The 19,122-nt window shown below is 40.1% G+C and carries 18 protein-coding genes and 1 pseudogene; 11 read left to right on the forward strand and 8 right to left on the reverse strand.

Annotation, left to right across the window (positions count from 1 at the left end; genetic code table 11):
* The 5 genes and pseudogenes from RMZ42_RS04870 to RMZ42_RS04890 all read left to right on the forward strand — a co-directional run.
* Window positions 1-212, forward strand: a pseudogene (locus tag RMZ42_RS04870) (hypothetical protein); the annotation flags it as partial.
* A 44-nt stretch (window positions 213-256) separates the two neighbouring features.
* Window positions 257-640 carry a hypothetical protein gene (locus tag RMZ42_RS04875; protein ID WP_094347971.1) on the forward strand — a complete coding sequence of 128 codons (384 nt, stop codon included), beginning with the start codon at window positions 257-259 and terminating at the stop codon, window positions 638-640.
* Window positions 583-786, forward strand: a complete 204-nt coding sequence (locus RMZ42_RS04880) for a DUF6760 family protein (RefSeq protein WP_322670329.1) — start codon at window positions 583-585, stop codon at window positions 784-786. The genes RMZ42_RS04875 and RMZ42_RS04880 overlap by 58 nt, the downstream gene beginning before the upstream one ends.
* The gene (locus RMZ42_RS04885) at window positions 783-2,912 is read left to right on the forward strand and encodes an FHA domain-containing protein (RefSeq protein WP_322670330.1); all 2,130 of its coding nucleotides are present in this window, start codon (window positions 783-785) and stop codon (window positions 2,910-2,912) included. Before RMZ42_RS04880 ends, RMZ42_RS04885 begins: the two co-directional genes overlap by 4 nt.
* A 193-nt stretch (window positions 2,913-3,105) precedes the next feature.
* Window positions 3,106-5,286 (forward strand): CHASE2 domain-containing serine/threonine-protein kinase, encoded by a 2,181-nt coding sequence (locus RMZ42_RS04890; protein WP_322670331.1) that lies wholly within the window; start codon window positions 3,106-3,108, stop codon window positions 5,284-5,286.
* A 135-nt stretch (window positions 5,287-5,421) separates the two neighbouring features.
* On the opposite strand, the gene RMZ42_RS04895 is transcribed toward RMZ42_RS04890, so the two are convergent.
* Window positions 5,422-5,874 carry an Hsp20/alpha crystallin family protein gene (locus RMZ42_RS04895; RefSeq protein WP_322670332.1) on the reverse strand — a complete coding sequence of 151 codons (453 nt, stop codon included), beginning with the start codon at window positions 5,872-5,874 and terminating at the stop codon, window positions 5,422-5,424.
* Between the two features lie 390 nt (window positions 5,875-6,264).
* Here RMZ42_RS04895 and RMZ42_RS04900 point away from each other — a divergent pair, with 390 nt between their 5' ends.
* The 3 genes from RMZ42_RS04900 to RMZ42_RS04910 all read left to right on the forward strand — a co-directional run bounded on the left by RMZ42_RS04900 (window position 6,265) and on the right by RMZ42_RS04910 (window position 8,106).
* Entirely contained in the window at window positions 6,265-6,492 is a 228-nt protein-coding gene (locus tag RMZ42_RS04900) for a hypothetical protein (protein WP_322670333.1), read from the forward strand.
* 143 nt (window positions 6,493-6,635) lie between these two features.
* A complete protein-coding gene (locus RMZ42_RS04905; protein ID WP_322670334.1) occupies window positions 6,636-6,989 on the forward strand; it encodes a hypothetical protein in 354 nt (117 codons plus the stop codon).
* Window positions 6,990-7,452: 463 nt separating this feature from the next.
* On the forward strand, window positions 7,453-8,106 hold the full coding sequence (locus tag RMZ42_RS04910; protein WP_322670335.1) for a hypothetical protein: 654 nt from the start codon (window positions 7,453-7,455) through the stop codon (window positions 8,104-8,106).
* Window positions 8,107-8,230: 124 nt separating this feature from the next.
* Here RMZ42_RS04910 and RMZ42_RS04915 read toward each other — a convergent pair whose 3' ends face one another.
* Window positions 8,231-8,683, reverse strand: a complete 453-nt coding sequence (locus tag RMZ42_RS04915; RefSeq protein WP_322670336.1) for an Hsp20/alpha crystallin family protein — start codon at window positions 8,681-8,683, stop codon at window positions 8,231-8,233.
* Between the two features lie 678 nt (window positions 8,684-9,361).
* On the opposite strand from RMZ42_RS04915, the gene RMZ42_RS04920 reads away from it, so the two are divergent.
* Window positions 9,362-9,859 (forward strand): hypothetical protein, encoded by a 498-nt coding sequence (locus tag RMZ42_RS04920; RefSeq protein ID WP_322670337.1) that lies wholly within the window; start codon window positions 9,362-9,364, stop codon window positions 9,857-9,859.
* Window positions 9,860-9,987: 128 nt separating this feature from the next.
* Here RMZ42_RS04920 and RMZ42_RS04925 read toward each other — a convergent pair whose 3' ends face one another.
* Together RMZ42_RS04925 and surE are read right to left on the reverse strand one after the other, a co-directional pair.
* Entirely contained in the window at window positions 9,988-10,611 is a 624-nt protein-coding gene (locus tag RMZ42_RS04925) for a hypothetical protein (protein ID WP_322670338.1), read from the reverse strand.
* A gap of 182 nt (window positions 10,612-10,793) precedes the next feature.
* On the reverse strand, window positions 10,794-11,474 hold the full coding sequence (surE, locus tag RMZ42_RS04930) for a 5'/3'-nucleotidase SurE (protein ID WP_322670339.1): 681 nt from the start codon (window positions 11,472-11,474) through the stop codon (window positions 10,794-10,796).
* Between the two features lie 477 nt (window positions 11,475-11,951).
* On the opposite strand from surE, the gene psb32 reads away from it, so the two are divergent.
* The gene (psb32, locus tag RMZ42_RS04935; RefSeq protein ID WP_322670340.1) at window positions 11,952-12,689 is read left to right on the forward strand and encodes a photosystem II repair protein Psb32; all 738 of its coding nucleotides are present in this window, start codon (window positions 11,952-11,954) and stop codon (window positions 12,687-12,689) included.
* A 73-nt stretch (window positions 12,690-12,762) separates the two neighbouring features.
* On the opposite strand, the gene RMZ42_RS04940 is transcribed toward psb32, so the two are convergent.
* The 3 genes from RMZ42_RS04940 to RMZ42_RS04950 form a co-directional block, all read right to left on the reverse strand.
* Window positions 12,763-13,146 (reverse strand): DUF4346 domain-containing protein, encoded by a 384-nt coding sequence (locus tag RMZ42_RS04940; RefSeq protein WP_322670341.1) that lies wholly within the window; start codon window positions 13,144-13,146, stop codon window positions 12,763-12,765.
* Window positions 13,147-13,260: 114 nt separating this feature from the next.
* Window positions 13,261-14,442 (reverse strand): GNAT family N-acetyltransferase, encoded by a 1,182-nt coding sequence (locus RMZ42_RS04945; RefSeq protein ID WP_322670342.1) that lies wholly within the window; start codon window positions 14,440-14,442, stop codon window positions 13,261-13,263.
* Window positions 14,443-14,597: 155 nt separating this feature from the next.
* Window positions 14,598-15,338: a RibD family protein gene (locus RMZ42_RS04950; protein ID WP_322670343.1), complete on the reverse strand. Its 741-nt coding sequence runs from the start codon at window positions 15,336-15,338 to the stop codon at window positions 14,598-14,600.
* A gap of 291 nt (window positions 15,339-15,629) precedes the next feature.
* Here RMZ42_RS04950 and RMZ42_RS04955 point away from each other — a divergent pair, with 291 nt between their 5' ends.
* Window positions 15,630-17,762 carry an ATP-binding protein gene (locus tag RMZ42_RS04955; RefSeq protein WP_322670344.1) on the forward strand — a complete coding sequence of 711 codons (2,133 nt, stop codon included), beginning with the start codon at window positions 15,630-15,632 and terminating at the stop codon, window positions 17,760-17,762.
* A 106-nt stretch (window positions 17,763-17,868) separates the two neighbouring features.
* Here the strand turns inward: RMZ42_RS04955 and RMZ42_RS04960 are convergent, their stop codons facing one another.
* On the reverse strand, window positions 17,869-19,119 hold the full coding sequence (locus RMZ42_RS04960) for a hypothetical protein (protein WP_322670345.1): 1,251 nt from the start codon (window positions 19,117-19,119) through the stop codon (window positions 17,869-17,871).
* Between the last annotated feature and the right edge of the window lie 3 nt (window positions 19,120-19,122).

The raw sequence follows: 19,122 nt of genomic DNA on the forward strand, positions 1-19,122 counted from the left end.
AAGGAGTTCAAAGACTCATTAATGAGTATCAAAGGCTCATTAAAGGAGTTCAAAGCCTCATTAATGAGTATCAAAGGCTCATTAATGGAATTCAAAGACTCATTAGCCTCGTTCCCAGCCTGAAGGCTGGGAATGTATTCCCAGAGGTTCTACCTCTTATCAACAAAGAGGAGGCGGAGCCTCCCAGAATAGATTCCCAGCCTTCAGGCTAGGAACCAGTCAGAGACTCATACCCAATGCCCAAATTCAATAACCTATGCGCCGTAAAAAGGATACTCTCTGCACAGAATTTGCTTTCACTCTTCCTAGAGGATTGAGTGATGGCGAACAACGAGTACATCGTCATGGGGTGATGCGTTTAGCCACCGCTAAAGATGAAATTTTGGTGCAACAAGAGCGCAAAGTTCAAGAAAATCCGGCTTACGGTGTTTTGGTAATGCTGGCACGGGTTATTACTCGCTTGGGCAGTTTCAATTCTGTTAGTCCTGATTTACTCGAAGGACTTCTCCTACATGACATTGCCTATCTTCGAGAATTTTACAATCGAATCAATCAACAAGGCAATGTACACATTCCGACACAATGTCCCCATTGCAATACTCAATTTTCAGTGGAGCTAGAACTAGCGGGGGAGTCGTAAGCTACCCCTCTGATACTTTATATGAGGAGGTAGCTTATATTGCTTATCATTTCCACTGGTCACAAGATGATATTTTAAATTTAGAACATACTACCCGTCAGCGCTGGGTGGCAGAAATCAATAAAATTAACCAAAAATTAATATGAAAGTAAAAGTTAGCTACTCACCAAATTTAAGTGAAGTCAATGAAGTAGACCTTACCACAGAAACTCCAACGAGAGGAGAATGGATAATAGGCCGTTCTCCTGATTCTGATTTAATCCTAGACAGCCCTGATATCAGTCGGGTACATGCTAAGTTTTTTGTTAAAAGTGGAAATTACTACTTCTCTGACCTTGGTAGTAGAAATGGCTCAATAGTTAATGGGAAACAGGCTGAAAAAGATCGACCATATTCTTTGAGTGATGGAGATATTATTCGGATTGCAGATTATGTTTTGATTTTGGAGGCAGTTGCTCCCGTTTATGAGCAACCAGAGACAGTCTTTAGGATTATAGATCCTTCACTGTTTTCTCGATCGCGATCGCCTGAAAATGTCAGCGCTGCCAATGTTGTTAATCCAGCCGCAGAGGTAGTTAGCGAAGTTCCACCGCCAATTAGTTCCGGAGTAGAAGCACCTCCTTCCCCAGAAATCAGCGAAATTAAGGAAGTCGTTGCTACTCAACCTGATGATGTCATTCCGGTTGTTGAGAGAATCGCCCCTGAAAACATCATTCAGCCACCAGAAGCAGTTAGCGAAGTTCCACACAATGTTCGTGATGATATTGTGGATTTGCGGACATTAGTTACACCAGAAGTCAGCGCCGATAGTGAGGAAGTCGAAGTTCCAGAAGTCAGCGAAGCCTCAGAAGTTTCTTTGACTGAACCTGATAACGCCATAGCTGCACCTGAAAACATCATTGAAACTCCTGAAGAGGAAAGTATTCTTCCAGAAGCTAGCCACGATGAGGCTGTAGATTTTGAAGCAGCACTGGCGACAGAATCTACTTTCGTACAACAGCGTGATATAAGTGCTACTCCAGACACTACCTATGACGAGGATGCAGAGTTAGAGGCAGCACTAGCAGCAGAAGTTACCTTCGTACAGCCACGTGATATTTTCAACGAAGTTCCTGTACAAAGCGCCACTCCAGAAACTACCTACAATGAAAATGCAGAGTTGGAGGCAGCACTAGCAGCAGAAGTTACCTCCGTCCAGCCGCGCGATATTTTCCACCATGTATCTGAGGAGGAAAGCGACATTCCCGAAACTACTCACGATGAAGTAGTGAATTTGGATACGCCAGTAGTAGAAGAAACCAGTGAAGTTGTTGAAAACGAAGAGATTCAGCCACAAGCAGCAGAGGAGCAGAGCCAAGTTACACGGGATATCATTGATGAAACTACTCACGATGAAGTAGTGAATTTGGAGACGCCAGTAGTAGAAGAAACCAGTGAAGTTGTTGAAAACGAAGAGATTCAGCCACAAGCAGCAGAGGAACAGAGCCAAGTTACACGGGATATCATTGATGAAGCAATAGATTGGGATAGGTCAGTTACAGCAGCAGACAGCGCAGATGTTGACGAATTAGAACCTACTTCTGCGGTGGATGAAACAATAAGCGAAGTTTCTGAAGCATCAACTGCACCTGATGATGCCGTTGCGGAAGTTTTAAGCAATCAATACATTGATTTGAATAATGCAAGTACTGAAGAAGTTAGTCTATATGTTGATGGTGTTGCTGCACAAATAAGTAACATTTCTGACTCAACTGATATTCCGTCTTTGGAAACAACAGAAAGTGGAGCTACTGAGAGCATCAGTCAAACTATTGAAGCAATTCCTGAAGTAAAAGAAGATCGTTTTGATGAAACTCCAGAAGAAACAAATGTTAGTGAGCCTCCTCAAGCAATCATTGAAAGAAATATAGTACTGATTGCTCATGAAAGCAAGAAATCAGAACTTGCTGAGTTGGTTTTGGAACATCAGGAATTTTTCTCGCAGAGTTTTACAATTACCTGGCCATCTGTTAGTGAACTTTTACATCAGCAGGCAGGGATAACTATTAGTCAACAAACCCCCGCACCAACTTCTGGAGGATATCAAACAATTGCTTCATTGGTTGGAGCCGGAGAAATTGTAGCAGTTATTTTCTTGCGAGATTTGCTGCAACCTCAGCCTGGTCAAGCAAATGAAGAAGCGCTGTTAAGATTATGCACTATTAATCAAGTTTTATTGGCTACTAATTTGGCAACGGCAGAGGCGATTGTGCATTATCTGAAACATATATAACAATTATAAATGAGTTATGAACAAAAATATCCCCGACTTCGTAAAAGTTGTCGGGGATTTGAGTCTGTTGAGGTTTACAAGTAAAATATGATGACTATATTTTTTGAAAAGTTGCAAATTGCGTAGAATAATTTCGATATTAAAAAATAATCTCAAAATATACGTATATTTTAAAGTAAAATCGATTGCAAAAATGGTTGTAAGTTTTAAAAGTTTATTTAGACAGCCAGTTATTGTTTCAAGTGCGATCGCAACACTTCTGTTAGTAGGAATTCAAAAACTGGGGGTTTTCGAGCCTCTAGAAATGAAAGTCTACGACCAAATGATGCAATTACGTGCCGACTCAGGCCCAGACACTCGTTTGTTGATTGTTGCTTTAACTGAAAAAGATATCCAAAAATGGAATTGGCCCCTGTCTAGCGAACTTCTAGACCGACTATTAGGCAAACTTGAAGAATATCAACCGCGAGTCATTGGTCTAGATATTTTTCGTGACTTACCAGTACCGCCTGGTCATGACAAGCTACTGCAACGCCTACAACAGAGCGATATCATCATTCCCATTTGCAAACATGCGGGTTCTAACAATCCGGGGATAGCACCCCCAAAAGGCGTTGAAGCAGAGCGAGTAGGATTTAATGATGTCGTAGAAGATACTGATGCCACAATTCGCCGCAACCTTTTATTGGTAGGTGCAGAGGAGTCCGATTCTTGTCAAAGTACCTATTCTTTTAGCTTACAACTAGCGCTCAAATATTTAGAAGTTGGAGGCATCCAACTAGAATTTACCCCCAAAAAGGAACTACAACTACGTAATACTGTATTTAAACCCCTGCAAAGTAACGCTGGCGGCTATGAAAAAGCAGATACCAATGGCTACCAAATCCTGCTTAATTACCGTTCTGGTCATCAGGTTGCCCAGCAGGTAACTATTACAGAAGTACTTGCAAATCAAGTTAAACCAGATTTAGTTAAAGACCGCATCGTTTTGATTGGTTCAACAGCCAATAGTTTAAATGATATTTTTAATACGCCCTTTGCTAGCGGTAAGTCAGATAATTCTGGCAAAATGGCTGGAATTGAAATTCATGCCCACAGCGTTAGTCAAATTCTCAGTGCTGTTCTGAACAAACAACCTCTATTTTGGTTTTTACCTGAGTGGAGTAAAGTCCTTTGGATATGGGGATGGACTGTAGTTGGTGGGTTGCTGGTATGGCGGATTCAACATCCGCTAGGCTTAGGATTGGCAGCAGTAACAGCTCTGGCAGTATTATTTGGAGCCAATTTTGTCATTTTTAACCAAGCTGCATGGTTCCCAGTCATACCTCCGGCGTTGGGGTTAGTATTTACCGCCGCCAGTGTCCTTGCCTATAGTGCTTATCAAACCAAGCAAGAGCAAAAAGAAATTACCCAAAGGGTTCAAGAACACCAACAATTAATTCTAGAATTGCAAGGTCTTTTACGGCAGCGCGGCAACGCCTCAAATGAAGCGCCAACCGTAATTGTTGATTCTATTGGGCAAGAAATTGCAATAGGAACGATACTAAACAACCGCTACAAAATTACTCAACCCTTGGGTTCTGGAGGATTTAGCAATACTTATTTAGCTGATGATATCCAGCGTCCTGGTAATCCACAGTGTGTGGTTAAACAGTTGCGACCTCCTCGCCAAGATGCAGAATATTTAAATGTTGTCAGACGACTATTCGACGCTGAAGCAGAAATTTTAGAAACTTTGGGTAAGCACCCACAAATTCCTCAACTGCTAGCTTTTTTTGAAGAAAATCGGCAATTTTCTTTAGTGCAAGAATTTGTTCGAGGTCACGCTATGGATAAAGAGTTAGCTACTGGAAAGCGACTAAAACAAGCTGAGGTTGTGGAGATACTCAAAGAAGTTTTAAACGTGCTGGTTTTTGTTCATAGCTATGGTGTAATCCATCGAGATATCAAACCTAGTAACTTAATTAAGCGAGAATCAGACCGGCACATTGTTTTAATTGACTTTGGCGCTGTTAAGCAGATTCAACCCCAGCAGCAAGAAGCTCAGACAATTTCAATTGGCACTCCTAATTATGCACCTTCTGAACAAATGAGCGGGTTGCCAAAACTCAACAGCGATATTTATGCCTTGGGAATTATGGGAATACAAGGTTTAACTGGGGTAGAACCTAGAGAATTTCGTAGAGATACAAATACTGGTGAAATAATTATCCAAAGCCAAGCTGATGCTAATCAACAAATTTGGCAACATTGGCGCGAATTAACTGACGCTACAGACGAGTTAGTGATGATTTTAAATAAAATGGTACATTTCGACTTCACTCAACGATATCAGTCAGCCACAGAGGTGCTTAAAAATCTCGAAAGTCTTTAGTACTTTTTTTGAATACTAAAATGCTAATAAAAAAGCTCGGTCATTTACATGACCAAGCTCTTAACTATTTCAATCAATCATTGCAGGTAAAGTAGTGCGTAGGCGTAGCCCGTCGTAAACATCGCAAGCAAACCATTAGTTAGCAGATTGTTCCAAATTCACCTTGACGACTTTGTTCTTTTCTTGCTCAGTTTTAGGCAGTATCAGATTCAAGATGCCATCTTTATAATCTGCCGTAACGTCAGTATTTTTAATCCGAGCCGATAGAGGAATTACGCGTTGAAATTTACCGTAATGAAACTCACTTCTGGTAACACCTTTTTCCTCTGTTTTCGTTTCGGATTTCCGCTCACCGCTAACGTAAACAGCATTTTCTGTGACTTGCACATCCAGGTCTTTAGCTTCTATTCCTGGCAGTTCTATCTTCAGATGAATCGCATCTTCAGTTTCTTGAATTTCAGCAGCAGGAACTTTACTTAAGCTTTTGTCAAACAATGCAGATGGTAGTCTGGTATCTTCAAATAAACTATTTATTTGGTGTTGTAGAGTGTCAATTTCTCTCCAAGGATTCCAACGAACTAGTGTCATAACTTTTCCTCGTCTTAGTTAGGATTGTTTAATAAATTTTGCACTTCACCTTGTGCTTACATATTCATATTATGTAGAGTTAAAGCTGCTGTAAATTCGGTTTTTGACACCAACTAATTGATGATTGCCGCACCAAATTAGATAGAAAAATTTTTACGGTTTACTCTAATTTGTCTGTTCGGTAAACCCGAATAGACAAATTAGATTCAATCATACTAAATCAATAAATCTGCTGTTGAAGGGATAACCTAGAAATACGATGCCTCAGTTGGGCTATGTCTACAACTGAGTAACAGCGTTGCATAAATTTTTAGATAACCTCAGTTAAATATATATCTGTTCAAGTTTGTCCTGAACTTAGCTCTCGATTTATTAACCAACACAACATCAATGATGAAACTCTTTCCTTGGCTTAATTTTGCACACATTGTTGATTCTAGTGTCCTACCTAGAATCGCTAGGACTCAAATAGCTACTCATGGCAAGAGTGGCACATTAATCGACACAGCTATCAAATCTAATACTTTACGCAACGATTCCACAGATATCAATTGCCTCAAAACCTTTGATAGTGCTGTTCTTGCTTATCAGATGATGGGTCTTAGCAACTTTGAATGAACCGTAGGATGCAATCACCCGAATGGGTGAGGAGCAAATCAACCGTTCAGGTGAACTGGGTGCAGGAAGTTAAGACAGATAAAAAATAAGACTCTATTACTCAAGAACACTAATTGCACTTTACTATAAATAAGGATAATCCTATGAAACTCTCTATCTTGATTGATTCTGTACTCATTGTTACTTCTATTGCTTTATTGCCTAGAATCGGTGGTACTCAAATAGCTACTAACAATAGTGGCGAACCTATAGCTATCAATTCTAACAATTCATCTAACGTCAGCTACCTCAAACCTTTTGATGCTGCACAGGGTAGTCTTAGCGGTAGCGCTTTGGTATCTCAATACCAAACAGGAAACCTGACTGGATTAAATGTGGTTAAGACTGCTGTTAACCCTAAAAAGTTACCAGCACAAGCTTTGAATGATAAAGGTTATCTAAACGCTGTCAAGTTGCAGTTGACATCAGACAACAGCACTAATGATTTATCTTACTAAGTACAGACTTACAGAGGTTCGTAATGGATTTATAAAATGCTGTACTATCATTTGGTTGTTTTGACAAGAAAATGCCTAACCGAGCAGGAAAAGCTACTGTCTCCCCCTAATCACCATCTCATTTGCAAAAATTACTTTGACCCCTCCAACACCTTGGAGGGGTTTTTAGTTGGTGCTACGGTTGCTACTTGCTCTAGCGTCGTCCCATGCATAGTAGCACTAGAATGCTTTCTGCTCCCACAACGGCGTGACTCATCACACTTTTAGAAATAAGGGACGAGTCATAAATTATTTACTGTTCTATCAAATTAACGTTGTTAAGTTACTCAGCAGGTGTAGTTTTCACCTCCAGGCTGTGTTAGATATTGTGACGCGAAACCGGAGTATAGATACGTTGCTAAAGCTTTCTCCCGAATCTCCTTTATTTATTGTATTAATCATTATTAGTTTTCTAGTAGTAACTTTGTCAACTTGGTTATCATCTAAACCTTTTGTTTTAAAACCATTTGGAGTTAATGATATTGTCCAGTTACTCACATTACAATTATTTATTTCTTTGTTATTAGAGCGTTCTTTAGAAGTTTTTATAACTACTTGGCGTGGCCCATTCGTCGAACAATTAGATATTAATATTGAGCAAAAAAAGGCTCTACTGTCTGAAAAGATAAGACTTATGGAAGTTCAACAGAAGCAATTATTAGAATCTAATCAAATCAGCGGACTCCCGCCAGAAGGAATGAGTTTAGAACAGCAAATCATCCAAAATTTTACACAGAACCAACAAGAACCATTAAAAATTTTCCAGCCACAAATGGATGATATCAATGAAAAAGAGCGCCAAAAAACAGCCTATAAATCTGATACACGAACAATTGCTCTATGGACATCTCTTTTATTCGGTCTTTTAATGAGCGCAATAGGTATTCGCTCAATCGAACCACTTGTAGTTATTGATTTAGATAATCCCATACAGGTAATTATTTTCCGTTGTTTAGATGCATTACTGACAGGAGGTTTAATTGCCGGAGGTAGTGAGGGAATTCATAAGCTTATAAAAGTTTTTATCGATTTTATGGAAGCTACATCTAAACAAATCAAAAATCAAGGCTCGTCTTGATGAAACTCTCAATGCAGGAGAATATTGCAAATATTATGAAAATTATAGTAATATCTATAGCCCAGTCATTTCTAACTGGGCTTTTAGCTATCTCAATCAATTATTGAAAGTGAGTAGTTTCGCACTATGCAGCAGGTTGTTCTAGATTAACCTTGACAACTTTGTTCTTTTCTTGCTCGGTTTTAGGCAGTGTCAAATTCAAGATACCGTCTTTATAATCTGCGGTGACATTGGTATTTTGAACCCTAGCAGATAAAGGAATTACACGCTGGAACTTGCCGTAATAAAATTCACTCTTGGTAATACCCTTGTCTTGGGTTTTAGTTTCAGATTTGCGCTCACCGCTAATGTGAACAGCGTCTTGGGTGACTTGAATATCTAAATCTTTAGCTTCCAATCCTGGCAGTTCTAGCTTGAGATGAATCGCATCATCAGTTTCGTGCAACTCAGCAGCCGGAACTCTGACAAAGCCTTTTTCAAGCCGTGCAGATGGGACTTTGGTATCTCCTAATAAGCCGTTGATGTGACGTTCTAAAGCGTTCAATTCTTGCCAGGGGTTGTAACGAACTAGTACCATAACTTTTTCTCAGAAAATTTCAGCTATTGTTTAATCGTTTTTGCACTTGGTTTTGTGCTTATGTATTCATAATAAGTATGGTTCCAACTCCGGTAAATTCGGTTATCATCACCTAATTAAATGATGATTACCGCACTTAATTAGACCTAAAAAAAGATTACGGTTTACTCTAATTTATTAGTTCGGTAAACCAGAATAAGAATTTTTAATATCAATAATCAACTACCTAATCTGCTGTTAAAGGAGATATGCAGTCAGGCGATCGCTTATATTTCCAAAACAACATCCAAGCTCTACTCGCCTCACCATCGCACTATTCAATCAGCATTTCGATTTAGTCATCGGGAAACCATTAAGATGAAATACTCTCTACATCTTTGCAACTGCATTGAATACAAGTAACATCAAATGCTGAATTCATCCACTCATAACCGCAAGCACGACAATCACAGAAAATATTATTGCGATTGGGGTGTGGTCATTGTACAGGAACTCACGGGAGAATAAATAAACTATTGCGCCGTGGTATTCCTAAAACTTTAGACTAGAATCCCCTAATCTAAAGGCAAGGATGTTGACAAAGGATTTATGATTTTTGGCTCATCTCACCTGATAATTCAGGTTTTATAATTAAAGTTAACAGGCTTAAAGCATTAAGCATAAATGAGGTTAAAAGCTGTGAAGAAAATAGTTGTTGCTGCAATATTTAGCTTAATCGCTGGCTCAACGTCTTTATTTTTTCCCCAAGCCGCTAAAGCTGATAGGGTTGTTTACTGTCGTCCTGTTATTGATAATAGGGTACTCAACTCGGCGGCTAACCACCCCAATGCTTATACAAATGGTTTTCGAGAAGGACAACAAAGCGCTCGGAACAGAGAAGCTTATAAACCTCGGACTGTGGGAGGTGAATTCGCTCGTGGTTTTCAGGATGGTTATTTGAATCTACCTTATGCTGGGCAAGAGAATGTTGTACCTAGAACAATTGTGCAACATACCACTCAGATTTGTGATGATGATGGTTACACCGTAGCGCCTTCTCCTGTTTACATCTACAACCCTTATCCCATCTATGTGTCGCCCTATCCTACTTATGGCATCAACTTCGGATTTGGAAGAGGGTTCCACTTCGGATTTGGAGGAGGGTTCCACGGATGGAGGCACCATCGAAGATGGTAGGGGTGGGAAATTTCGTCAAAGAAAGTTTTCTGCGCTGAAGGATACTTTGTATTCACCTTCGGAAGTAATCAGGGAAAAATTCGAGAGTATATCTGAAATGCGATCGCAGTTAAAATTATGCCATTTCTTTAGTCAATGAGTTGTGGGGTGGGAATTTGCGTATCGATATCCGCTTGGGAAAAAGTGGGGAGCAACCAGCTACTCTCACCCGCCTTGAATACTTTGGCAGGTTCAACATTCAATTCAATTGCACCAGTAGCTGGATTGGTTCTAGCAAGAGACTGTGTGCCATCGACAAACTTAACGGCGATAGGTTGGGTCAGTTGTTGTGGTTGAGCGTTTGGGCCTAAAACCACTTGAGAACCTGCGGGTAAGTACATACCATCGCAATCCCAATCATCATCGGTGATTGTTCCTGCGCCCAGGAAGTAGAGTTGGGTTGGAATTTTTTTTGGTTTATTGGCATAGACTGCCAAAGTCTTTCCAGTTTCATTGCGGCACTGCGCCCGCTTTCTAGCTGTTTCTATGACATTTTTCTGAGATTGCAATTGTGCTAGTCGCTGCTGGAATTGCTCTGGTGTATAGCCAGCTTGCTCAGGTGTATTCTTGAGAGTTAGAAGTTGATTGAGTGCCTGAGTTACCTCAGCATAGTCAGCCCCCTTAGTGAAATCCTTACCTGCCCAAGAGGGTTGAGCAATTAACAGATTCACCATCAATACGAGAGCGACAAGAACAAGTTTGAGAAACTGCATAAATTTCTCCTTTTTTTGAAATTAGTGTTTAGTACCACTGAAACTTTACCAGATTTCAAATCCTTGAAAATTTCGATCGCGATCGCACCACATACCCATAAGATTAATTAATAGCCCTATACAAGCTCTCCTCAATACCCACTAAAAGTTGGTAACAGTTAACTATTAACTGATGGCTGATATCAAACTCTTAACTGAGTGACGGCGATATTACCGGAAAAACATACATCTACATCGCTGCCAGGAGTGCGATCGCGTTTGCTATATTCTCCTACATAATAAAAATTATCGCCTTCAATTCGATAGTTCACGGGCAAAGGTTTGGTACAGGCTTGGCAAAATACCATCTCAGGATGTGGTTCTCCTGGTTGCAGATGCGGCAGATTCACATTCCAGAAGCTTCCTGGTTCTAGGGGACGCTTGAGTAAATCCGCTAAAACTTCAGCTGTGAATTTGGCAGCTAAATCCCAATCAAAATTCTGCTTGGCTTTGCGATAGTGGGAAATGGCAACTCCGGGAATACCGTGCATCGCGGCTTCTCGCACGGCGGCCACTGTGCCAGAAATATAGGCATCGACTCCCAAGTTTCCCCCAGCGTTGATACCTGAAAGTACAAAGTTGACATCTGCGTAAATTTGTGTTAATGCAATTCTCACACAATCAGCGGGAGTCCCTGCGATCGCATACTCAGTCTCAGAACGTCGCTGGAGGTTGATAGCACGAGTAGTAGTAACTTGATGTCCACAGCCAGACTGATGATCGGCAGGAGCGGCGATAATAGAATTTTTGCCGTTTACAGCTTTGAGCAGCGCTTGGATACCAGGGGCATCAATGCCATCGTCGTTAGTTAAAAGTATAGTCATGTATATATGATATTGATTTAGCTAAAATATCAGAAAAATGCAGATATAAACTATCACATAGACATCTCTAGAAACTAAATATGCATTGTCTACAACTCTTGTAGAGAGCTAGCAGGATAACGTGTTGACATTCTTTTTCACTCAGATATCTAAAGCTACTCGCAGATATGAAAAAATATGGCGTTGCTGAACCAAAATATAAATCATGCGATATGATTTCTAGATGGTTTGCAAATTCCGCCCTCAGTATTTGGGTTAATTCCCAAAATGGGCGGTATTTCTTGTGACTAGTAAGAGGTTTAGCGTCAGGTGAATGCTTGCAACCGCCCTCAGAAGTTTGTGTAATCAAAAATCCCGTACAATATACATATTTGCTGAGAATATCAGAAATTTTACACTGAAGAAAATCGGGAACGAGGTGATTTTTGCAGTGGTTCTGTAGTATTTTTGGTGCAAGTCTGTCTTAGGGATCACACGATGAAACAGCTCCTCAAACAAGTTTTTAGCAGTCAAAAACACCTCATCCGGCTAATTCTACCTTTGGTGACGGTTATTTTCGCAGCCTCGCTGTTTACCACACCTGCTTTAGCCACAGGTGTGTATCAAATACCCAGCCTGACAGCAGGGAATGACACTTGGGTTTTGGATCAAGGTGAAGTCATCAGCCGTCTGAATGAAGGCAAGATTAGCAGCGCTTTTAAAGATTTGGCAAAGCAAACAGATAAGGAAGTCAGAATTGTTACTGTTCGCCGACTCGACTATGGCGAAACACCAGAAAGCTTTACTAAAGAACTGTTTGAAAAATGGTTTCCAACAAAAGCAGCCCAAGCCAATCAAACTTTATTGGTTATTGATACAGTTACCAATGGTACTGCTATCATTACTGGGGATCAAGTCAAGCCTTTGCTTACTGACTCTATTGCCGAGAGTGTAGCTACTGAAACAGTAAGTGTGCCGTTACGCAATGGTGACAAATACAACCAGGCATTTCTCGATGCCAGCGATCGCCTTGTCGCCGTTCTCTCTGGTAAAACCGATCCAGGCCCACCCCAAATAACTGACAATGTGCAGGTTGAAGGCACTTACAAGAAAGCAGAAGAAACCAATCAAGGTAACGCTACTGCTTGGGTAGTAGGATTGTTAATTGCTGCCACCGTTATCCCAATGGCAACTTACTATATCTATCAGATAAATCAGCCCTCTTCTAATGGGTAATTGTAGAGTGGGGAGTTAGGAGTTAGGAGTTAGGAGTTTCTAACTTTTAACTTTTAACTCCTCACTCCTAACTTTAATCTTGAACATACTCTCGCCCTGTAACTAAAGCTACCTCAGCCCGGACAAATTCTCTACCTAGATAAGCTGCATGATCTAATTGAGTTACAGGAGGGGGCTGAGTTTCTTCAAAAATCTTCACGCAAAGTTCTTTCGCCGTTCTGGCGCTAAAAACTGTTGTATGAGTTCGTTCTACCTTTTCTCGCGCTGGAATTACCTTTCCCGTTTCGGGATCGACTGCTAAACCGCGATCGTCAATCACATTTGTAAAATGCTTGCCATAAATTAACCCTGCGTCTCGATCTAAGTAAATAATGAAATATCCACCAGGATCGAGGTCAATATGACGCTGGGAAAGTTTATCATCAATTGCGGCTAAATCTTCAACTATTAAATCCATAAGCATTATAAAAAGAAATTTTCTTTTTTCAGGGTTTTTACACTCTATATCAAGTGTAATTCCTATCTTCCTTAGTCTTCTTGATATCTTTCAGATATTTTTGATTCCTTTTTCTCAAGTATTTTTCTCACTAAATGGCAACTCTGCATTAATTGCCTCAATCTGCTGCTGTTCGAGTTGATTCACTTCCTTAATATAGGGAAGTAAAATTTTTCCTAAACGATTATTGTAAAAGCGATGCAGACTGTGATTGGGCATAGCGGGGAAACCGCGCCGTTTTTTGTGACGCCCACCCGCGCCAGGGTCAAAAATTTGGATATTGTTAGCGATCGCCCACTCAATCGGCGCATAATAGCAAGCATCAAAATGTAAGCAATCTATTTCTTGAAAACTCCCCCAATAGCGTCCATAGAGTTTGTCATCTTTAAATAAACAAAAAGACATTCCTAAAGGATGAGAATTATCTTCTTCGCTATATGCGGCAACAAACAAGACTCGATGACGATAATCGGTGTGTAGCTGCTCAAAAAACCTCCGTGTGAGATACTTGCTACCCCACCAGCCAAACTTATCACACGTATCAGCATAGAATTGGTGCATCAAAGGAAACAAAGACTGAGGAATTTCATCGCCACTCAACGGTTGCAATCGTAAACCTGCTTTCTCCACAGCTTTGCGTTCCCGCTTGATATTGCGGCGCTGATTGGCGTTAAACACCTTCAAGTAATCATCAAAAGTTTTAAAACCAGTATTTTCCCAGATATAGCTGTGGTGCAGCCAAGTTGTAAAGCCATGCCGTTCTAACATCGGACGCCATTGGGGATCGACGTAGAGAAAATGACACCCAGAAATCCGATTTTTGGAGCAAAAAGTGTCAATTTCATGCACCATCAGCGCTGTGATTTCATCTTCATCTTCTCCTGGGGCGATTAAGAAGCGATAACCTTCTGCTGGGGTAAATGGTGTCATTCCCAGCAATTTTGGGTAATATTGGACTCCGATGCGATCGGCTAACTCTGCCCATTGGTGATCGAAAATAAATTCACCAGAGCTATGTCCTTTAAGATAAAGTGGCGCAGCAGCAATCAGTGTTCTATCTCGCCACAGTGTCAGGTGATTTGGCAACCAACCAGTTTTAGCCGTAACACTTTGGGAAGTTTCGAGATTGTTCAGCCACTCCCATTCTAAAAATGGCGTTTTGAGTGGCATTGCCAAAGCATTCCAGGCATTTTGAGGTACTTCAGCAATTTTGTTCGTCCAAACGACAGAATAGCGAGGCTTAAGTTGTTCCACCATCTTAGAGGAGTAGGGAGTAGGGAGTAAGGAGCGGGGGAGTAAGAATTTTAGATTTTAGATTTTGGATTTTAGATTGAAATTTAATCCAAAATCTAAAATCCAAAATCCAAAATTGAATTGCCCAATGCCCAATAAATAACTTAACTTAGCGTAATCTAATCTGCTGGTCGTTGCAGGCGATAGTGCAAAAACACCTCTTGCTCAACTGTATGAACTTCTATGAGTTGTAACTTAGGAGCCAAATCAGGTAAAAATCCTTTCCCTTCAACGGGTGTGGGTGCAGTATTACCACCTAAAATCAGCGGACAGACAGTTAGCCATAATTCATCAATTAAGTCTAATTCCACCAAAGAAGCGACTAATTCACCTCCACCCAAGATCGCCAAGCGTGTTATATGTAGAGTGGCTAGATACTTCAAAGCTGCGATAATGTCAATTTCTCGCGTTGGTGTTTCAAAAACCAGAATTTTCTCAAATTCTGGAGGGTACTCCTGTACTTTGATTCCCAGAGTTGAGTGAAGCGTCTGTAAGCGTTCTTTCCACGAAAATTCCCCTGCTGTTGTGGTGAGTAGCCAGCGTCTAACTGGTTGCTTAAAAAAGTGAATTTCCGGATTAAGCTTTGCAGAGTTTGTAATCACTATATGAACTGGTTGCTGAGGCTTCCCTCCTTGCGCCCGGAGTTGCACTAGAGTTGGATCGGTTACAGTAAGTGTTGTTCCATAAGCATCCAGAGTCCTAGCACCGAACAAAACGGCATCAGAGGCAGCAATTTGTTTTTCTAAGTGCACTTTATCAACCCTTGAGCCAAACCGAGCAGGCGATCGCTTAAAATCTGCTATCTTGCCATCTGCACTCATTGCTAAAACAACTGTAGTATGAGGACGATGTTGCAACATTAAATTGATTTGATAGTTTTAATATTTACTTTAGTCGTATGTAGATTTTCAAAAAACCATACCTGCAAGCTACTGTTTGATATTTCACCACTGTATTGATATGCAACACAAATCGCTTCTACATCTAGCATATACGAGTTTTGGTATACCACGTTTCTTTTTGAATTATAGCAATTTGTTATTTTTAAACATTGAAAATAAAATTCTGATAATTTAATAAAATGTCTCATCTAGCTAGTTTAATTGCATATCTTTGGTGTTGTAGATTGCAGGTGCAAAGTGAGACACTTGATGACTAATTCCCGCCAATCTTCCTTCCGTCGAATTTTAGTAACGAGAATATTGTTGCTGTTTGTCCCAGTTTTACTAGTAGGGGAAATTGTTGCCTTGAATAAGGCACGTACTAGTATATTGAGAACTGCACGGCAAAATTTAACAGAAAGCGCCATCAGTAAAGGGGAGAGAATTGGTGATGCGATCGCAATCTTAAAAGCTAATTTGCAGAGTGTAAGCAAAACAACGGTGATTCCATCGGATTCGCCTATACAAGAGCAAGAAATTCTCACACAGTTAAGGCAACAACTTCCAGCTAGTATTGAGTGCATCCAATTAACAAATCTCCAAAGCCACAAAATAATTGCCAGTAGCTGTGAGGATCGAGAAATTGGCGAATTGAGATTACCTTTCCCTAGTGAGGGAATTGATGTCAAAGCAATCTTACCGCCAAAAGCAGGAATGACTGGAAAAAGAAACACACAAAATCAGCAACTGCAACTAGTTTTATCTGCACCAGTCTTTGATAGCCGAAAAAATTCAGTTTACAGCTTAAGTATTCAATCTGCATTATCCCAACAAACCAAAAATCCGCCGGGATCGCTCACGGGCGCTATGGTAGTGATTGCTGAAGATGGCACAATTTTGGCACACCCATTGACAGATTGGGTGGGAACTAACATCAATCAGCACCCTCATGCTTCCCAAATCAAAAGCATAATTAAAAATGCAATTACGGGACAAAACGATTCGATAAATTTATCTTTTACCGAAGGAAAAGAATTAGTCGCTGGTTATACAGCAATTCCAAATCCACTCACTCAACAGCAGCAGCAAAAATGGATAGTTTTAGCTGTTACTAGCGTCGATAATGCGCTTTTTGGTTTAGAGGAAATCAAATTAATTCTGATCGTTTTGACAGTTGGTTTGATTGGCGCAAGTTTGTTAGCATCCTTATATTTAGCTCCTTACTTGGCACGTCCGGTAGAAGAATTACGAGACTATGCTCTCAATATTCACTCCCACCATGCCGCACAACCAGTTCCGCACAATTTTCAAATTCGGGAATTCAATCAACTGGCTCAAGCATTAGACCAAATGGTAGAACGGTTGAAAGCGGGATCGGAAGAATTAGAAATAGCTTGGAAAGAAGCAAAAAGCGCTAACCAAATTAAAAGCCAGTTTTTGGCTACGACTTCCCATGAATTGAGAAACCCATTAAATATTATTATTAACTGTATTCGCCTGGTTGAAGAAGGTTTATGTGATGACCGGGAAGAAGAAATGGAGTTTCTCAAACGTGCCGATGAAACAACGATTCACTTGTTAGGTATTATTAATGATTTACTTGACATTTCTAAAATTGAAGCAGGTAAGCTTTCAGTTGTTTCCACACCAATTGACCTCCGACAACTATTGTTAGAGGTAATTAATTTACAATCAGTTAATGTCCAGCAAAAGGGCTTGCAATTGAAATGTGAGTTAACTTCCAAAGCGATCCCAATTAAGGCAGACGCGGGAAAACTGAAGCAAGTGCTGATTAATGTTATCGGCAACGCCACCAAGTTCACCGACACCGGGAGCATCACCATTGCAACAGAAATCCAATCTATTAATGGTAAATCTCAGGTGATAGTAGCTGTGAAAGATACAGGTATAGGTATCGATCCGACTCAACAGCACAAATTATTTCGCCCCTTTGTAATGGTGAATGGCACTACAACACGCCAGTTTGAAGGTACTGGACTGGGACTAGCGATTTCACGAAACTTAATCGAACTCATGGGAGGTAGCATTACTCTTGAGAGTGCGGGACTTCATCAAGGTACGACATTGAAAATTACCTTACCTTTGATTGATATCTCGCTGTTAGCTATTCCAAATAAAGAAGCAAATGTCGGGGATCTTGGATTCTCCTCTGGGAATGAGCCAGTAAAAGCAAGCCGCTATCCCAGTCTACAGGAGTCTGGGGGAAGTTCCTCTTTGGGGATCAACAAATCTGTAAAAGTAGAGCTAGACAAAGAAAAGCTTCCAAAGTCTCAGTTGCTATTTGGAAATGAGACTTGCGAGATTCGTCTTTCGCCCTTACAAACTATCTTGGTAAGTCTTCCAAAAGGAGGAGTTTGTGCAAATGGGACTTTCAAGACGTAATTTAGTCAAAAGTCGATTTATTCAGATGTAGCACACACCTAATGAATTACCGCAAAATTCTATTTTTGGCGATCGCTTCACCTTGAATTATTCATCAACTCGATCGCTATGGTTTTGACGCTGATTTAGAAGCGTTACTAAATAACCAAGATAAAAGATTAGCAACCGTAGCAGCGCCAAAAGAGAACAGCGCAATAATTGCATCACGAGGTAAAACACCATCTAACCAGCTACCCTGTATTCTCGAAACTGGAAAATCTGGATCTAAACCGATTTGAATCTCTTTAGTTTCTCCATAAAACCGGGCTTCTATGCCTTTTTTGGGGACAATTTGCAGATGGCGTATTTCTTGAATATTTAGAGGAATCTTAGGGTTTTCTCCCATGAGAAACTGATTTTGTTTAATATCTCGTTCCTGTTCTGCCATGCGGATTTTACCTTCCACAATAGTAGAAACTTTTAAATCATCTCTGACATCTTTACCAGTTCTATCTACATCTATAAATTGTAGATTTTCGGTTTTTATCTTTCCTCTAAACCATTGTTCTGATTCATATTTGGGAGTTTTAGCTACAGTAATATCAATACTAGTTTTTTGCATTATCTCTAAGTTAATTTTTTTATTATTTGGGTTGACAATAAACTCTAATGGTACTTGGATGTCTGGCTGATTTGGTAATTTAAAATCTAGTAATTCGTAACCTTCTAGTATAACTTTGATTGGTTGTTCACCTAAATCTAGGTCTAACATATTTGGGTTGATTTTTTGGTTAAAATTAGAGTTAGGTTGCAGAGAAAAAGCCAGTTGATTACGATAAAAGTCATAGCTTAATCCAGTTACTTTTGTATTTGGTTGTAACCGTAGTTCATCAAGGCTGATTTCACTGGTATCTTGAGGATTAGCCGACGCCATAATCCATCTACTCTCGCCGTCTTTAAGTTGGATTTTTAAAGAGTTTAATTTATTAATTTCTGGCCAAGTTTCACTTTGAAAATTTCCTGTGAAAGTTAGGGTTTGTCTGCCTTGATTTTCTAGTTTATTGATGCCGCAAATATCTTGAAGAAAGAGTTTTGATTCTTCTCCGTTATAGACAAAACTCATTTCTTGAGCAATGATATTACCTTCAAATATATGAGTGCCTGGTACAATAGCGGCAAAGGTGAGGAAAGTAAAAAATAAAAGTACCAGCAGCACCAAAAATGAATTTTGATGATTTGAAATTGTTCGTAGTAAGCGCTTTAGCCCGGAAGCACTGACTACAAATAAAGCAGTTAAATTTCTTTTCAGAAAATTCAACCATTGGTGAATATTGATGAAGTTGGAAAAATTTTGTTTGGCTTTTTGCCGAGATGCCATAAT

The sequence above is a fragment of the Nostoc sp. DedQUE05 genome, from assembly GCF_034530955.1.
Taxonomy (GTDB): domain Bacteria; phylum Cyanobacteriota; class Cyanobacteriia; order Cyanobacteriales; family Nostocaceae; genus Nostoc.